This is a genomic window from uncultured Cedecea sp. (genome assembly GCF_947498825.1).
GTDB lineage: Bacteria > Pseudomonadota > Gammaproteobacteria > Enterobacterales > Enterobacteriaceae > JGM124.
The window spans coordinates 87,600-102,328 of sequence record NZ_CANMLV010000006.1; the positions used below are offsets into that span (position 1 = coordinate 87,600).

Below are 14,729 nucleotides of genomic sequence, written 5' to 3' on the forward strand. Positions count from 1 at the left end.
TGCCGACACAAGCTGTTATCTCACTGTCACATTACTATGGGATAAGACATAAATAGCAATATAATTTGTTTCTTCAATGTAAAATTTTTGTTGCGGCTTATGTGGTTGTTGCTGTAAATACTAATGTAGATAGCGGTGGTTATCAGTAGTGACAACCTATCATCAGGGAGTAGTGTATGACGGCGTCTCATACGGTACGGTTGAAAAAACACACGACTCGCACAGACAAATGCGGGCACTACTCTTCTGGTTTCGTTATCTTCACCCTCACTTACCCCCTTACAGCATTCAACATATGTCATATTGGTGCGTTAAGCCGCATTCCACGTGCGGGCTGTGATGCATCATCCAGTAAGGCAACTCATGGCTTACAAGGAAGCCAAACCTCATCCGTTAGTGACCACTATCGCGCTTGTTTTGACAGCGCGGGAAATGAAACCAACAGTAAGGTGCCATCCATGGGAAGACAGAAAGCTGTTACCAAAGTTCGTCGCGAAGCCAAACGTGTGCTGAGACGCGACTCACGCAGCCATCGGCAGCGTGAAGAAGAGTCGGTTACTGCGCTTGTACAGATGGGCGGCGTAGAATCTATCGGTATGGCGAGAGATACTCGCGATCATTCGCCTATTGAAGCACGCAATGAAGCCCAGGCGCACTACCTTCACGCCATAGAAAGTAAACAGCTGATATTTGCCACTGGTGAAGCAGGCTGCGGCAAAACATTTATTAGTGCTGCCAAAGCTGCTGAAGCATTAATCCTTAAAGACGTTGAAAGAATCATTGTGACTCGCCCGGTATTACAGGCTGATGAAGATCTCGGCTTCCTGCCTGGTGATATTTCTGAGAAGTTTGCCCCTTACTTCCGCCCGGTCTATGACATTCTGGTGCGGCGTTTAGGGAGTTCTTTCATGCAATACTGTCTGCGTCCGGAAATCGGTAAAGTTGAGATAGCGCCTTTTGCTTATATGCGTGGCCGGACATTTGAAAATGCTGTGGTAATTCTGGATGAAGCACAGAATGTTACGTCTGCACAAATGAAAATGTTTCTGACACGGTTAGGAGAGAATGTCACTGTTATTGTTAATGGCGACATCACTCAGTGCGACTTACCCAGAGGCGTTACTTCTGGCCTCAGTGATGCCATGGCACGTTTTGAAGAAGATGACATGGTAGGCGTGGTACGTTTTACCAAACAAGATTGTGTGCGCTCGGCGTTGTGCCAGCGAGCACTGAATGCTTACGATTAGTTTTGTGCGATTAAACAGCCAAAAGCCCGGCCTTGTCCCGGGCTTTTTACTGCCGATCACGTTCATATTCTGTCACTTCGCGTACCCCTGCCTGGGTGGGTAATAATACCTTCTGACTGACTGAGCCCAGAGCAAGGCGAATAGCCTGGGGTGTATGTGATGTGGCACTAAAAGGCTCTGCTGTCGAAACGGAGATACTGACTTTTAGCAACTGGCTGGCACTGGGATATGCGTCATTCTTTAGTATGCTAATTGGCTTTATTTTTTTGCTATCAAGGACTGGTTAAAGGTGGAATAGCGGCTGTAGGTCAGCTGCAGTTATTGCAACCTTTTATTGCGTTGGCACTCTGTGCCTTGTTTTTAGATAAAACGGTAACACCACTAATGATGATCATTACGACGGGCATCATGTTATGCATCATGGGTTCGCGTAAATATGCCAGATAACGCAAACAATAAAAAAAGCCTGAACAATTGTTCAGGCTCTCTCATCAAATATGGCGGTGAGGGGGGGATTCGAACCCCCGATACGTTGCCGTATACACACTTTCCAGGCGTGCTCCTTCAGCCACTCGGACACCTCACCATATTATTGCGTCAACCCAGTGGGCCAACGGGGCGCTACTATAGGGAGTCAGCCCGTTGTGGTCAAGTCTATTTTGTTGTATCCCATCTGTTCGATTAACAGATAACCGATCGGGATACGTTAAGAATGCGCGAATGAATAATGCTTAATCTGTTGTTTTGATCGAGCCTTGGATTGATTCTGATAAGGGATCGAAAGATTGCTAAAAAGAGGAATGAAGTGATGATGGGGAGGGAGCGTGGCGACAAGTATTCCGGACATAAAAAAGCCTGAACATGCGTTCAGGCTCTCTTATCAAATATGGCGGTGAGGGGGGGATTCGAACCCCCGATACGTTGCCGTATACACACTTTCCAGGCGTGCTCCTTCAGCCACTCGGACACCTCACCATATTACTGGCTCATATCAGTAGAGCCGGCGCTAATTTAGGGGAAAAGTGCCTGTCACGTCAATGTTAATTTCACATTTATCTGTCTGTTTAGTCAAACTTCAGCCACTTTGACTCTTTAATCAGCATGAGGTATCAGTTTTATACCATTGAGCTGCGGTAATTTACTGTCATATCAAATATATTAGTTGAATTACAAATAACGTAACCGTAGCAAACTCGATTGAGTTACTTCAATAATGTTGTGTCATCACACCCCACAGGAGCGAACATGGATATCATTTTTTATCATCCGGCACTGACTGTAGATAATTGGTTACAGGCGTTTAAACGCGCTATTCCGCAGGCACGAATACGTCAGTGGACTAAAGGTGATGATGCGCCTGCTGATTACGCTTTAGTGTGGAATCCCCCTGTAGAAGTCCTCAGACAGCGAAAAGGTCTTAAAGCGGTATTTGTACTGGGGGCGGGTGTAGATGCCATACTGAGCAAGTTTCAACAATATCCCGATATGCTGGCGCAAGGGGTGCCGTTATATCGTCTTGAAGATACAGGTATGGCTCAACAAATGCAGGAGTATGCAGTGAGTCAGGTATTACACTGGTTTCGTCGCTTTGATGATTATCAGTTACAGAAAATAGCGGGTCAATGGCAGCCGCTGGATGAGTATCGCCATGAAGAGTTTACTGTTGGATTGTTAGGTGCGGGTGTTCTTGGTGGCAAGGTTGCAGAGAGTCTTACCGCTTGGGGTTTTCCGGTTCGTTGCTGGAGTCGCAGTAATAAAGAATATCCAGGTGTCAGTAGTTATGTCGGTAATGAGCAACTTCCCGCTTTTCTTAGCGGTACGCGAGTACTGATAAATCTGTTACCTAATACACCGCAAACAGCAGGCATTATTAATCAGAACTTATTAAATCAGTTAGCAGAGGGCGCTTATGTTTTAAATCTGGCACGAGGTGCTCATCTGGTAGAATCTGACCTGCTGGCAGCACTTGACAGTGGCAAGATCAAAGGGGCCATGCTGGACGTATTTGCTAAAGAACCCTTACCCGTGGATAGTCCGCTATGGCGACACCCTCGAGTAGCAATAACGCCACATATCGCAGCGGTCAGTCGCCCCGATGAAGCTGCGACTTTCATTGCCAGTACGGTAGCACGTATTGAAGAAGGGACTGTGCCTGCCGGTGAGGTCTCGATCTCTCGCGGTTATTAAGGCTCTGGCCTTTTTTAGTCAGGATATTAACGCAGTCAGGAAAGGCTGGTAACAGAGCTCAGACTAATATTTGTCACGAATTACTGCTATTCTACCTGAAAAGAGAAGGAGAATTGTATGTACCCTGTTGACCTGCATATGCACACTGTTGCCAGCACCCATGCCTATAGTACGTTGCACGACTATGTTGTTGTCGCTGCGAGCAAAGGTATCAAATTATTCGCTATCACTGACCATGGCCCCGATATGGCAGATGCCCCCCATTACTGGCATTTTGTTAATATGCGGATTTGGCCACGCGTTATTAATGGCGTGGGTATTTTACGAGGTATTGAGGCTAATATAAAAAATACTGCGGGTGAAATTGATTGTACTGGCCCAATGCTGGAAGCACTGGATTTGATCCTTGCTGGTTTCCATGAACCTGTATTTCCGCCTAAAGATAAAGCAACACATACAGAAGCAATGATAGCCACTATAGCTAATGGTGATGTCCATATTATTAGTCATCCAGGAAATCCGAAGTACGAAATTGATATTCCTGCTGTTGCGGCTGCTGCTGCCAGATATAACGTTGCTCTTGAGTTAAACAATTCGTCTTTCACACATTCACGTAAAGGCAGTGGACCAAATTGCCGTTTAATTGCCGAAGCTGTTCGTGATGCAGGTGGCTGGTTAGCATTAGGTTCTGACTCACATACCGCTTTCACGCTGGGTGACTTTGATGAATGCCTGAAAATACTTCGTGAAATTAACTTCCCGGAAGATCGTATTTTGAATGTCTCTGCGCAGCGTATGCTTAGTTTCCTTGAAGCTCGCGGTATGACCCCTGTTGCAGAATTTGCTTCGCTCTAAAAGTATGTTTAATGGATAGCCTGTTATGAATGAGTTTTCAGTTATTTGTCGCATTTTAGGTTCACTGTTTTATCGCCAGCCACAAGACCCGTTACTCGCACCTTTATTTACTCTGATCAAAGAAGGGAAGCTGGTAGCCAGCTGGCCATTGGAGCAAGATGAATTGCTCACTCGCCTCCAGCGGGATCTGGAACCTGCTATCATTCAGGAAGACTATCAAGCCTTGTTTACTGGCAGTGAATGCAAAGTTTCACCCTATAGATCAGCCTGGCAAACAGAAGGCAACGAACAGGAGGTTCGCCAGTTTTTGGAACAACGCGGCATGCCTCTGGGGGAAAACCCTGCCGATCATTTTGGAGCCTTGTTACTCGCGGCATCCTGGCTTGAGGACCAATCACAGGAAGATGAATATCAGGCACAGATAACGTTATTTGATAGTTATATCTTACCTTGGGCTGGGAGCTTTTTGGGTAAAGTGGAGGCTTCCGCAACAAGTGCTTTTTATCGTACTTTGGCAGTGATTACGCGTGAAGCGCTCCAGGCGATGAGAGATGAATTACAGGAATCAGAAAGTGAAGATTAGTGATGTTTGTCACATAATTTATGTAAATATGATTACCATTGCATAAAATATGTGATTTATAATGAAAGCAGAAGTGGCGACTGCTATTATTTTTACCTATGAAAACAAAAACACTCCTTTCACTCGCTTTGACGACAGGTGTCCTGTCTGGTCTCTGGGCCTGGACTGCGGATAGTCTCGGCCTGATCAGCTGGATGGGCTTTCTGGGATGTACCGCTTATTTCGCCTGCCCCCAGGGCGGGCTTAAAGGGCTGTTCATCTCACTATTTACTCTTTGCAGTGGTGTAGTGTGGGCACTTGTCATTATTCATGGAAGTGCCCTGATTCAACACATCAATCTCATCAGTTATATCCTGACTGCGGTCGTCGCATTTATGATGTGTCTTCAAGCCCGGCATATCCTTTTGTCGTTCGTTCCTGGTACATTTATTGGCGCTTGTGCAACATTTGCTCATCAAGGCGACTGGCCTGTCGTTATCGCTTCTTTATTACCTGGATTGTTGTTTGGTTTCGCGATGAAAAATAGTGGCTTATGGCTTGCCAGGAGTGATAGCAAAGATAAACTTATAGAATAGTTATAAAAATATTATACAGCATAACATTCAGAAAGGATTACAGAGATTAAGTATAATTGATGAAAGAATACATCAGTGATTAAACAGGAAACAATAAGATTGTTTTTATTCAAAAATATTGTTTTATGATATAAAAAAATAAAAAAATAACGCATCATGAAAATATTTTTATAAACAAATTTAACTATAAAATCAATGTTTTAAATAACTGTAAAATAAAAGCGTTATGACATGTCGGAACAAATAGAGAATGCCGGAATTGTTAATGCTATCCTCATTCTTCATACGTTCACGTAGAGTTTACATTTCATAAATATCAAACTAAACTATGGGTTTTTAAATAAGATAAAGAGAATTATGCTATAATAGTGAATTGATTCAACATAAGGAATAATGTGAATCTTGAGGGAAGCACACTGTATTGTGATATATAAGTAACATTATATTACATTAATAGTGGGTTCATTCATTAAATATCTGACGGACCTGATAATGAATACTAATGAAATGAATGATGGAAATATTTTTTTTCTGAATTTTACATTTAATCGAAAGTTGCGTATTTTGCAACAGGGTGAGCAAGTAACGCAATTAAGAAAAAAAGAAGCAGAAGTACTGGCACTTCTTTGTGATAGTCATCCTAACCCAGTGTCACAGGATGACTTCCTGATGAAGGTATGGGGAGGAGGCTATGTTACTTCGCAAAGTATTGCTCAAGTCATAAGATCGCTTCGACGAAGTCTTGGAGATGATAAAAAAAGTACGATATCGACGATCCCAAAATTAGGTTATAAATTAACAATAACACCTATCTATGAAGATGTATTACCGACTAAAAAAATTCAATATGGTGACGTTTTAAAAATTAGTCATGAACGTGATGATTTTTCTTACACAGAACAAAAAACACCCATAAATGGCATATCTTCTTCCAGCTCTATATCTATTATCCCTTACGTATCAGCCAAGAAAAAAATTTTCTCATCAAGAAAAATTGCCTTCTCAAGTGTGATATTAATTTTAGCAAGCTTGGTCGGTGTTACTATAAATATAAATAGTAATATTGTTGATAATAGCGATAATGCTGAAAAAAATACTGAAAAAGAAGCGCCTGTGTTAGTTTTGCGACAAAATAATAACTCAACTAATACCGATGACGTCTTAACGTATTGTGGTCATCCGAATGAGGTTTTTGTAGGGTTGCTTAATAATAACGTTGCTAACGATTGCTTTGTTAATTGAGGTTTGGGGAAATATGCATTGAATAGTAGCGCAAGTAGTATTTTTTCTCTTGCGCTATACAATTAAATATACTCCTTATTTTCAATCTCAATGACTAGCGCAAGAAAATTTTTCACGTATACCGGACTGATAGGGAACCTTAATTTTATCGATGATTTTATTTTCCTCAAGGATAGTAGCAATAAGTTTTGAAATATATCTATCACGATAATACGGAGTTTTAGAATGATATTTACCTATTCCTTCCCAGGAGTAAGCATTATTCTCTATTACTCTACTTAAGATCCATGACCCTGAAAACACATTCGCACAACTATTCTCACGAATTTCTTTTTCAGTAACCCCCAGTTTTCCCAGTGTATTAAAATGAATACTATTAATTTGCATAATACCTACATCCTGAGTTTTATTTTTATTAACATTTATCACATCCTGGCGATTGTTTGACTCCTGCCAGATGATGGCTTTTATTATCAGTGGGTTAATTTTAAAACACTGAGCTGCTTCATGAATACAATCACTGTAGCTAGCACCGGCAACTGAAGATACTAACAAAAGTGATAAATAATGATAGTTTCTTTTTATTTTCATATCTAAAACAAGAAAGATTTCGAGATGCTAATGTATAAATTAATAGAGAATCAGTTTCTTACTCTCATCGTCTTCATCGACGTCGATCATCTTATTTATCAGTGTATTGTTCAGCATGTTTATACATGCTATCTGACATGTGTTTTTATCTAATACTGCCGTCGTATAGTCCTCATACTCGGGGGTTGAACGTAGCATTAAATCTGCATTCAGCAATGCAGCGTTGAGCTTTTTCATTGTAGCAGGTTCATTCGGTGAAAAACTTTTCATTTTTTCCAATAACTGGTCCAATGTTCCATCTGGTTTATTATTTTTTATATATGTCAAAACTAAATCATTAAAATTAGATTGCTCATCTGCTGATTGAGTCTGATTATTATATTCTGAGTTAACGTTATTTATTATCGTACTCATGGTATTTCTCTCCGTTATACATGATTAATTATTATTTGTTATCGTCCACTATTATGTGTGGAGGTTGCTGTCCGATATTTTCCAAAAAATCAGGGCTAAGTTTGTCAATCTCCTGACTGAGAGAATGAATTGATTCATCTGATTCAGCCAGCCATTGCTGACACACAGAGTCAATTGGAAAGCGAATAGAGTCCATATCATTCTGTATTGTAATGTGATTGTCATCAGTCAATATATAATTTGAATCATCAGCTCCGGTTGGGAGTTTGACTGTTTTAGGTATAATAATACGTAGTGGTTTATGTTGACCCGACTGAATCTGTAAGTTGTGAATAATCCGTTCGACGATCACGGTATCGTTGAAAGACTCTTTTATTGAGCTGAGCAACTTGCTGCGGAAAGTCGTAAGTCTGATTTTTTGTCGTTTCTCATAATCTTCGAGGAAATCGACCAGCTGAGAAAAAAAAAGTTCAAATCCCATTGAGAAACCTTCTTTTTGACTGTTTTCTCTCAATAAGACAGTATGAGATTCATATTCAGCATACATTTCATTACATCGTGCAAGAGTTCGTTCAAGACTTGCCGCCATACGCTGATAATGATCACGTTCCTTTCCTTTAATTATAGAGTGCTGATGATAATTCAACGGTAAATTATTCCCTGATATCATACGCATAATTAATAGCCATCCTAAGTAAGTTTATATTATCAGGTGTTTTTGCGATAAAAAGCTCTGGTAAAATAATATTTTTTGAAAAACAGAGAGATAAACGCTGCCGTAAGGCCGCGGGAAAATGGAGCGTTAAGCCTGTGATAAAGGCTGCTCCCCATATCGAATAATCTGTAACAGGCATTCTTCCATTGATACAAACAGAGTGTCGCAGTGGCAATGATATGAATGCCAATAAATTTTTATCATTGATTAACGACATTTTATTAATAAGAAGTTGATCACGTAAAAGATAACTACCGATCAATTCAGCTATTTTTGGAATCATTTTCCAGTGTCTGAAAATAGATATCGAGATAGCATCATTGGGCTGCCAGCTAGCAGGCAAATTTTCCAGTTTATATTGATTGATAATCCAGTGATTAAGTATTACATCAGCCACTATATTTCTTGCAGAATACAGTGTAAGAAGATTGTCTGAATGTATATACATAACGGGATAATATAAGATATTCAGCATATGGCTATCTTCAGCTTTCATAACTAAGTAACCTGTTTATGATCTGGTTCATAATTATTTTTTTTCTCTTGATTTTTGATGTCTTTCTCGCGATTTGAATTTTTTGTTTTATGTGTGTGTATAAAATAACCAGAAGATATTACTAACAGAATTCCAAAACATAAAAATAAAATTATCCAATCATTAAATACTGATTTTTTTATTTTTAATGGTGATGCATATTGAATTATTGGTGCCTGAAACAATACGACGGAAATATTTTCATATCTTATATCATCAATACTATTTTTTATGAGGTTTTTTATTTTAGAAATAAAAATATTATTATCGATTTCGCCATTATAAGAAATTAATATCCCAATATGACTGGCTGACCTTTTCCCTGAAATATCATTAGCATAATACGGATAGTTAATATGAACACGGGCATTAACAACTTGATCTATTATTCTTAATGACTGTTCAATACGTTGCTCTTGTAAAGATCTGACTCGTGCCTGCTCTGCACTGGGAGATGAAACCAGTGAACTATCGGGAAATGCATGAGCAATTTGAACATCTGCAGCCCAAGGAAGCTGGTACTGATTAATAACAGAAAGTGCTGCTGTATTTTCTGCAGAACCAACGATTACTGCATAACCAGACTTTAGATTTCCATCTTTCTGCGCAGTTATATTATGTTGTTGTAAAACGGATAATACTTGATTAGCCTGCTCCTGTGTTAAGTTATCTAAGATTTTTTCATCATTGCACCCTGAAATGAGTATCACGGTAAATATTAGTACGATGGTATGAGAGATTTTTGATAACATTATTGTGATTTTTCCAGAGTTTCTATCGTCGCAACACCTTTTCGTGCCAGAGTACTGATTAGTGAAATATAGTTACTGTATTCCCCAATATAACTTTGTAACCTTAACAAGGTTTGTGGATCGGAAGAGAAATTTTCTGAGTGACTCAGAGAGTTGATCATCTCTTTATATTGAGTATTTGTTTCGCTAAGTTTGTTAAATGTACTCGACACTAAATTATTAAAATTATTATCATGTACTGAGACTGAATGATGGTCAGTGTCAAGAGAAGAATAAGATGTTAGTTTAGTGAGTGAAGACAATGCTTCAATACTGTGCGTCATAATTTTTCCTTTCTTAGATACAGGTACGGACTTACTCCGTACCTTCGATAGTTAACGGAAGTTCTGGATAATGGCTGCACCAATATCTTTATAGGCTTTAACAGTGCTAGTTTGAGCATTACGGAATAGGGTATATTCCTGAAGTTTTGCTTGATAATTTGCCAGTACTGCCGGGTTTGAAGGATCTCTCTTTAGGTCTTCTTCCGCTTTATTAAGTTCTACCATCATATTTTCGGCTCCGGACTCAAATCCTCCTGAAAGTTCAGTCAAGAAACCATTATCTGTAGCATTGAGTGGTGTATTATTAGACATATTTAAAAATCCTTGTTATTTAGTGGGAAATACCAATGTCTTGGGTTTAGGAATAAATAACCTTTAGCTGAGTCTACGTATGACTTGTTTCTTAGCCAATCTTCATCAAGATTAATGGAGAATGTAATAGCAGTTTCTCCCCAGTTTTGAATATAGCCATTAATAAACTCATGCAATGAATTTAGCATGTTGTCGCTTAAGGTATCTCGAACAACAAGTGAGTAACCTGCTGTGGTATCTATTAATTTATAGTGAATGTTAAGTCTGTCCAAACCCTGCTGAGCGATTTTAAGCAACTGTTCTTTTGTTTTAACAATAAAATCTATACTTAAAGCATAAGGAATTCTTTTTAATATTATTTCTTTTAAGTCAATTTCTTCCTGAGGAGTTAAAGTACGATAAATCGCAAGAACAGGATGTTGAGGTAAACGATAGTCAAACTGTAAAACGGGATAACCTAATTTGGACAGTTCATCAATAAGTTCTATTTTATTTTTACTCAGTAAAACGACAAGAAAATTATCATGATTATTCATTTTATGTACAGCTTCTGTGGCCCATGTCATTTCACGAGATTTTTGTGCAAGAATATATATATTTTTATCTTCTCGGCCTTTGACGACTTCTAATGGTGCAGGGGCCCCAGAAAGTGCTTCGTTGAGACTGATGACTTGCTGATCTCCTGGTTTTTTATAAAAGATGAAAATACTAAAAAATAAAATTATTATGCTGATAAATATCCCTGCAAAAAAAAAGATGAGTCGTTTTTTTTTTGTATTATTTATAGTGTTATCATGAAATGTCGATTCTATGACTGGAACTATATGATTTTTTTTGATATTTTCAGACCATTCATTATCGCTATTTTTAATAGCCAGTCTGATATGTTCATGAATAAATACTTCATTTTCTCTAAGTAATGATTTATAGCTATTGCCATTTTCATCATGGATTTCAATATCAAAATAGCAACCATTATCATCTTGACCACACTCAGATAAGTGGAGTGAGATATTTGGAGAAGTAAGATCACAAGGAATATAAAGAGTATTTGCTGTATAAGAAGTTGCATGTTCACTATCTAGTGTAAATTCTGACGACTTATTCTGTAAGCTCGATGCCGGGTTAATGATAAGAAAATAATCATTTTCAGGCAGGTTGAGTTCACAACCAAACATAGGCCCGAACAATATCTTCAGTGAATAATTTTTAGTTAATTCTTCATTTATCATAGTGCAGATTACTTCTTGTTAGTGTGGTTCATCGATATGGAGCCAGATCATCCCAAACATAGGTATAACATGATAAAAATTAATGGCACCGAATGTACATTACAATAGAATTCATTTTATTGATTAGAACAGACATTTTATGCGGGATGCCTGTCGCGAAAAGTCGGATTCTTATACCATGACTGCATTTTGTTTTAGCCAATAAATGAATCTTGTAAATAGTATTAAATATAAATACAAACAAACTATAGATATTTATTATCAAATATTCAATGATGTTTCGTTGATTTTTTTTTGATTTATTTATTATATTCTTTAAATATTTTTTAATTTTATAAAAGTGAATTGACGCTGAATATTTTTCTGTTAGATTTAATGGAAAACATCTGTTAAATAAAAGAACACAGTTGTATTAAATTGCGCTCTATATAAATATTTAAATTTAAGTATTATATATTGATATGTTTGTAGTTTGTCATGATTTTATCATTGCCTGTTGTGCATATGATTCTAACATCAGATCGAGGCTCTATGAAAAAAACATTAATGAACTGTTCGGGATACTATCGTTCAGATATGAAAAAAGACGATAGATTATTGACTCCCGTTATAGATGAAATCGTTGATGATACTCTACTGATCAATAATGAACTGTTTTTAGCCAGGCCGACGAATGAAAATTCAACGCTGCGTTTTTCCGTAGGCAGGATAAGTAGTAATAACAATACGGTCATAAATAATTCTGTTCTGTTGGCATCGAATGATAGTTTAAGTGTGGAGTTTATCAACCAATGGATAGTTGAAAAATTCCCACTGTCGCAAATATCAACACTATTTTGCTTTCTTGACTATCAGATGAAATATTGTGAATCGAATGTAAAAAAATTAACGAGTGCTTATGAGGAAAACAGAGTTACGGGGAAAGAGTTGATAGATAATGAACGTAGTGTGGTCTTACTGCTCGAAAATAATAATGACCGCTTAATGGACATACTTATCAGTAGCATAATTGATCCTCAAAAACAGGTTATGAAAAATATCTTTGCATTCATTCGCAATATGGAAAGCTATTGGATAGCCTATTTTTTATTATCGCAGGTATTTAGCGATAATAATGATAGTGATGCTTATAAACTCTATAATGCTTGTAAGGTTTATGGCGTTTCTGAGTCATACTTCAGAAAATTATGTCATAACGCATTTACTTGCGGGCCAAAAAAACAGTTGCGGATGTGGAGAGCTGCTTATAGTGCATTGCAACTTATTGAAAAAGACAAATCCATCGCAACTATAGCAGGTAATAACGGATATTCTTCGTCATCTCATTTTTCAAGTGAGATAAAATCTATCTTTGGTATTACACCGAGGGAGTTCAAAAAATTGGAAGGTTTGCTACATGAATAAGCAGTTAAAGAAACGAAAATATCATAAGGTGGTAATATTTTTGTTTGGTCTTTTTATTTGCTCTAACAGTTTTGCAGAGCTATTTAGTGGCAGTAAAAAGGATATTAATCCTGACATTAAAACGCTATCCAGTTCTGATGAGGATAATTTTTACGTTGCAAGTAATAACAGTGTCCAGCAATTATTTTATGTTCTTGGTGGGGCGCTGAATAAACCTGTCATAGTAAGTACTGAAGCAGCAAAAAAAAGAGTATCTGGTAATTTTGACCTGAGCAAGCCGAAAGAACTACTTACAAGTCTGGCTGCGCGTACCGGTCTTATCTGGTATGACGATGGCAGTTCTATTTATATGTATGACACCAGTGAGATACAAAGCAGTGTCGTACGTTTGGCTTATGCACCTTTTGATAGACTTGTTGCTTTTTTACAGTCATCCGGACTCTATGATCTGCGTTTTCCGCTGCGTTCAAATGGTCAGGCTGGTTCATTCTATCTGTCTGGTCCACCCGTTTATGTTGAACTTATTACCGCAGCGGCAAAGTATATTGATGCAACATATGCCAGACCCGGAACCGGTGAGACAACAATCAGGGTTATCAAGTTAAAGAATACCTTTGTCAATGATCGTACCTATAACCAGCGTGATGTACCAATCATTATTCCTGGCGTCGCGACGGTATTAAATCAGTTGCTAAATGGTGGAACAGGGAAAAATGGGAGATTGGCACAGGCGAATATTACCGTTGATAATGATACACAAAAAGCATTAGAAACAATGTCAAATAGTCAGAGTGGTAATTTTCCTCCATTGCCAGATTTTAATTTGTCGTCAAATAGATCATCAGAAGCGATGCCGGGGAAATCAGTAACGGACTCTATCAGTATTGTAGCGTATTCAGATACTAATAGCTTGTTAGTACAGGGCTCGGAACGGCAAGTTAGCTTTGTGGAAGATCTCGTGAGTGCTATTGATTTACCTAAGCAGCAAATTCAACTGTCATTATGGATTATTGATATTTCGAAAGATGATGTCAATGAACTGGGCGTACGCTGGCAGGCTGGCGTACAGATGGGGAATTCGGGTATTACATTTAATACGAGTTCATTACCACCTAAGAATAGTGTTCTTTTTTTAGCCGATGTTACGGCTCTGGCTAAAAAAGGGAACGCGCAGATAGTTTCGCGGCCAGAAATACTGACTCAAGAAAACATACCTGCTTTATTTGATAACAACAGTAGTTTTTATGCAAAATTGGTTGGTGAACGTAATTCCTCACTAGAGAAGATCACATACGGAACAATGATCAGCGTGTTGCCACGTCTTGCACATCGTGAGCAAGAAATAGAAATGGTATTAAACATTCAAGATGGGGGAGTATTACCTAATGCCGATGGTAAGAATGACTATGTTGATAATTTGCCAACGGTTCATAATACCCAAATTAGTACTGAAGCACGTGTACCAGTAGGATATAGTTTATTGGTTGGTGGATATAGTCGTGATCAGGATGAACAAAATAACATTGGCATACCATTATTAAAGGATATTCCATATTTGGGGAAACTCTTTAATTACAGTTACATGAGTAATAAGAAAATGATTCGCTTGTTTTTGATTCAACCGCAATTATTAGCACGCGGTGAGAGTTGGCAAGGATATGAAACGAATGATCCCATTCTGGGAAGGTCCCAGGAAGGCGGCGATGTGACATTAAAATCAACAGTCTCTATGCTACGTAATACGATGAAGTCATATTAAGGA

At 38.3% G+C, this 14,729-nt stretch carries 17 protein-coding genes, 2 tRNA genes and 1 pseudogene; 9 read left to right on the forward strand and 11 right to left on the reverse strand.

Features of this window, described 5'->3' with window-relative positions:
* Positions 1 to 458 precede the first annotated feature (458 nt).
* Positions 459 to 1,247 carry a phosphate starvation-inducible protein PhoH gene (phoH, locus tag Q1A40_RS08870; RefSeq protein WP_299999593.1) on the forward strand — a complete coding sequence of 263 codons (789 nt, stop codon included), beginning with the start codon at positions 459 to 461 and terminating at the stop codon, positions 1,245 to 1,247.
* A gap of 46 nt (positions 1,248 to 1,293) precedes the next feature.
* Here the strand turns inward: phoH and Q1A40_RS08875 are convergent, their stop codons facing one another.
* Positions 1,294 to 1,458: a hypothetical protein gene (locus Q1A40_RS08875; RefSeq protein ID WP_299999605.1), complete on the reverse strand. Its 165-nt coding sequence runs from the start codon at positions 1,456 to 1,458 to the stop codon at positions 1,294 to 1,296.
* Between Q1A40_RS08875 and Q1A40_RS08880 the strand changes: the two are divergent.
* Positions 1,445 to 1,694 (forward strand): annotated as a pseudogene (locus Q1A40_RS08880) (EamA family transporter); the annotation flags it as partial. The gene Q1A40_RS08875 and the pseudogene Q1A40_RS08880 overlap by 14 nt on opposite strands.
* 51 nt (positions 1,695 to 1,745) lie before the next feature.
* Here the strand turns inward: Q1A40_RS08880 and Q1A40_RS08885 are convergent.
* A tRNA-Ser gene (locus Q1A40_RS08885) sits at positions 1,746 to 1,833 on the reverse strand.
* A gap of 301 nt (positions 1,834 to 2,134) precedes the next feature.
* Positions 2,135 to 2,222: transfer RNA gene (locus Q1A40_RS08890), tRNA-Ser, on the reverse strand.
* Between the two features lie 270 nt (positions 2,223 to 2,492).
* On the opposite strand from Q1A40_RS08890, the gene ghrA reads away from it, so the two are divergent.
* From ghrA to Q1A40_RS08915, 5 genes are all read left to right on the forward strand, one after another.
* Positions 2,493 to 3,434, forward strand: a complete 942-nt coding sequence (ghrA, locus tag Q1A40_RS08895; RefSeq protein WP_299999366.1) for a glyoxylate/hydroxypyruvate reductase GhrA — start codon at positions 2,493 to 2,495, stop codon at positions 3,432 to 3,434.
* Positions 3,435 to 3,551: 117 nt separating this feature from the next.
* On the forward strand, positions 3,552 to 4,289 hold the full coding sequence (locus Q1A40_RS08900) for a phosphatase (RefSeq protein ID WP_299999367.1): 738 nt from the start codon (positions 3,552 to 3,554) through the stop codon (positions 4,287 to 4,289).
* Between the two features lie 25 nt (positions 4,290 to 4,314).
* A complete protein-coding gene (locus Q1A40_RS08905) occupies positions 4,315 to 4,872 on the forward strand; it encodes a molecular chaperone (RefSeq protein WP_299999369.1) in 558 nt (185 codons plus the stop codon).
* Between the two features lie 98 nt (positions 4,873 to 4,970).
* A complete protein-coding gene (locus Q1A40_RS08910) occupies positions 4,971 to 5,447 on the forward strand; it encodes a DUF1097 domain-containing protein (protein ID WP_299999371.1) in 477 nt (158 codons plus the stop codon).
* A gap of 492 nt (positions 5,448 to 5,939) precedes the next feature.
* On the forward strand, positions 5,940 to 6,689 hold the full coding sequence (locus Q1A40_RS08915; RefSeq protein ID WP_299999372.1) for a winged helix-turn-helix domain-containing protein: 750 nt from the start codon (positions 5,940 to 5,942) through the stop codon (positions 6,687 to 6,689).
* 87 nt (positions 6,690 to 6,776) lie between these two features.
* On the opposite strand, the gene Q1A40_RS08920 is transcribed toward Q1A40_RS08915, so the two are convergent.
* Genes Q1A40_RS08920 through Q1A40_RS08955 form a run of 8 tightly spaced genes read right to left on the reverse strand, consistent with a single transcriptional unit; the run spans position 6,777 to position 11,563 of the window.
* Positions 6,777 to 7,280 carry a lytic transglycosylase domain-containing protein gene (locus Q1A40_RS08920; RefSeq protein WP_299999373.1) on the reverse strand — a complete coding sequence of 168 codons (504 nt, stop codon included), beginning with the start codon at positions 7,278 to 7,280 and terminating at the stop codon, positions 6,777 to 6,779.
* 39 nt (positions 7,281 to 7,319) lie between these two features.
* Entirely contained in the window at positions 7,320 to 7,694 is a 375-nt protein-coding gene (locus tag Q1A40_RS08925) for a hypothetical protein (protein ID WP_299999374.1), read from the reverse strand.
* 31 nt (positions 7,695 to 7,725) lie between these two features.
* A complete protein-coding gene (locus tag Q1A40_RS08930) occupies positions 7,726 to 8,370 on the reverse strand; it encodes a type III secretion protein (protein ID WP_299999376.1) in 645 nt (214 codons plus the stop codon).
* Positions 8,348 to 8,905 (reverse strand): type III secretion system protein, encoded by a 558-nt coding sequence (locus Q1A40_RS08935; protein ID WP_299999378.1) that lies wholly within the window; start codon positions 8,903 to 8,905, stop codon positions 8,348 to 8,350. The genes Q1A40_RS08930 and Q1A40_RS08935 overlap by 23 nt, the downstream gene beginning before the upstream one ends.
* A 2-nt stretch (positions 8,906 to 8,907) precedes the next feature.
* The gene (gene sctJ, locus Q1A40_RS08940; protein ID WP_299999380.1) at positions 8,908 to 9,696 is read right to left on the reverse strand and encodes a type III secretion system inner membrane ring lipoprotein SctJ; all 789 of its coding nucleotides are present in this window, start codon (positions 9,694 to 9,696) and stop codon (positions 8,908 to 8,910) included.
* Complete coding sequence (sctI, locus tag Q1A40_RS08945) at positions 9,696 to 10,019, reverse strand: type III secretion system inner rod subunit SctI (RefSeq protein ID WP_299999381.1); 324 nt, start codon at positions 10,017 to 10,019, stop codon at positions 9,696 to 9,698. The genes sctJ and sctI overlap by 1 nt, the downstream gene beginning before the upstream one ends.
* A gap of 51 nt (positions 10,020 to 10,070) precedes the next feature.
* Complete coding sequence (gene sctF, locus Q1A40_RS08950) at positions 10,071 to 10,331, reverse strand: type III secretion system needle filament subunit SctF (protein ID WP_299999383.1); 261 nt, start codon at positions 10,329 to 10,331, stop codon at positions 10,071 to 10,073.
* A 2-nt stretch (positions 10,332 to 10,333) separates the two neighbouring features.
* Complete coding sequence (locus tag Q1A40_RS08955; RefSeq protein ID WP_299999385.1) at positions 10,334 to 11,563, reverse strand: PrgH/EprH family type III secretion apparatus protein; 1,230 nt, start codon at positions 11,561 to 11,563, stop codon at positions 10,334 to 10,336.
* 531 nt (positions 11,564 to 12,094) lie between these two features.
* Between Q1A40_RS08955 and Q1A40_RS08960 the strand changes: the two genes are divergently transcribed.
* Both Q1A40_RS08960 and sctC read left to right on the forward strand, forming a co-directional pair.
* Positions 12,095 to 12,967, forward strand: coding sequence for a helix-turn-helix domain-containing protein (locus Q1A40_RS08960; protein WP_299999387.1), 873 nt, complete (start codon positions 12,095 to 12,097; stop codon positions 12,965 to 12,967).
* On the forward strand, positions 12,960 to 14,726 hold the full coding sequence (sctC, locus tag Q1A40_RS08965; RefSeq protein WP_299999389.1) for a type III secretion system outer membrane ring subunit SctC: 1,767 nt from the start codon (positions 12,960 to 12,962) through the stop codon (positions 14,724 to 14,726). The genes Q1A40_RS08960 and sctC overlap by 8 nt, the downstream gene beginning before the upstream one ends.
* Positions 14,727 to 14,729 lie beyond the last annotated feature (3 nt).

What these genes read in the sequence shown, in the direction of transcription:
- Q1A40_RS08915 (WP_299999372.1), top strand. Translation starts at nt 5,940, where the DNA reads ATGAATACTAATGAAATGAATGATGGAAATATTTTTTTTCTGAATTTT.
- Q1A40_RS08920 (WP_299999373.1), bottom strand. Translation starts at nt 7,280, where the DNA reads ATGAAAATAAAAAGAAACTATCATTATTTATCACTTTTGTTAGTATCT.
- sctC (WP_299999389.1), top strand. Translation starts at nt 12,960, where the DNA reads ATGAATAAGCAGTTAAAGAAACGAAAATATCATAAGGTGGTAATATTT.
- ghrA (WP_299999366.1), top strand. Translation starts at nt 2,493, where the DNA reads ATGGATATCATTTTTTATCATCCGGCACTGACTGTAGATAATTGGTTA.
- Q1A40_RS08905 (WP_299999369.1), top strand. Translation starts at nt 4,315, where the DNA reads ATGAATGAGTTTTCAGTTATTTGTCGCATTTTAGGTTCACTGTTTTAT.
- sctJ (WP_299999380.1), bottom strand. Translation starts at nt 9,696, where the DNA reads ATGTTATCAAAAATCTCTCATACCATCGTACTAATATTTACCGTGATA.
- Q1A40_RS08930 (WP_299999376.1), bottom strand. Translation starts at nt 8,370, where the DNA reads ATGCGTATGATATCAGGGAATAATTTACCGTTGAATTATCATCAGCAC.
- Q1A40_RS08925 (WP_299999374.1), bottom strand. Translation starts at nt 7,694, where the DNA reads ATGAGTACGATAATAAATAACGTTAACTCAGAATATAATAATCAGACT.
- Q1A40_RS08955 (WP_299999385.1), bottom strand. Translation starts at nt 11,563, where the DNA reads ATGATAAATGAAGAATTAACTAAAAATTATTCACTGAAGATATTGTTC.
- phoH (WP_299999593.1), top strand. Translation starts at nt 459, where the DNA reads ATGGGAAGACAGAAAGCTGTTACCAAAGTTCGTCGCGAAGCCAAACGT.
- Q1A40_RS08960 (WP_299999387.1), top strand. Translation starts at nt 12,095, where the DNA reads ATGAAAAAAACATTAATGAACTGTTCGGGATACTATCGTTCAGATATG.
- Q1A40_RS08935 (WP_299999378.1), bottom strand. Translation starts at nt 8,905, where the DNA reads ATGAAAGCTGAAGATAGCCATATGCTGAATATCTTATATTATCCCGTT.
- sctF (WP_299999383.1), bottom strand. Translation starts at nt 10,331, where the DNA reads ATGTCTAATAATACACCACTCAATGCTACAGATAATGGTTTCTTGACT.
- Q1A40_RS08900 (WP_299999367.1), top strand. Translation starts at nt 3,552, where the DNA reads ATGTACCCTGTTGACCTGCATATGCACACTGTTGCCAGCACCCATGCC.
- sctI (WP_299999381.1), bottom strand. Translation starts at nt 10,019, where the DNA reads ATGACGCACAGTATTGAAGCATTGTCTTCACTCACTAAACTAACATCT.
- Q1A40_RS08910 (WP_299999371.1), top strand. Translation starts at nt 4,971, where the DNA reads ATGAAAACAAAAACACTCCTTTCACTCGCTTTGACGACAGGTGTCCTG.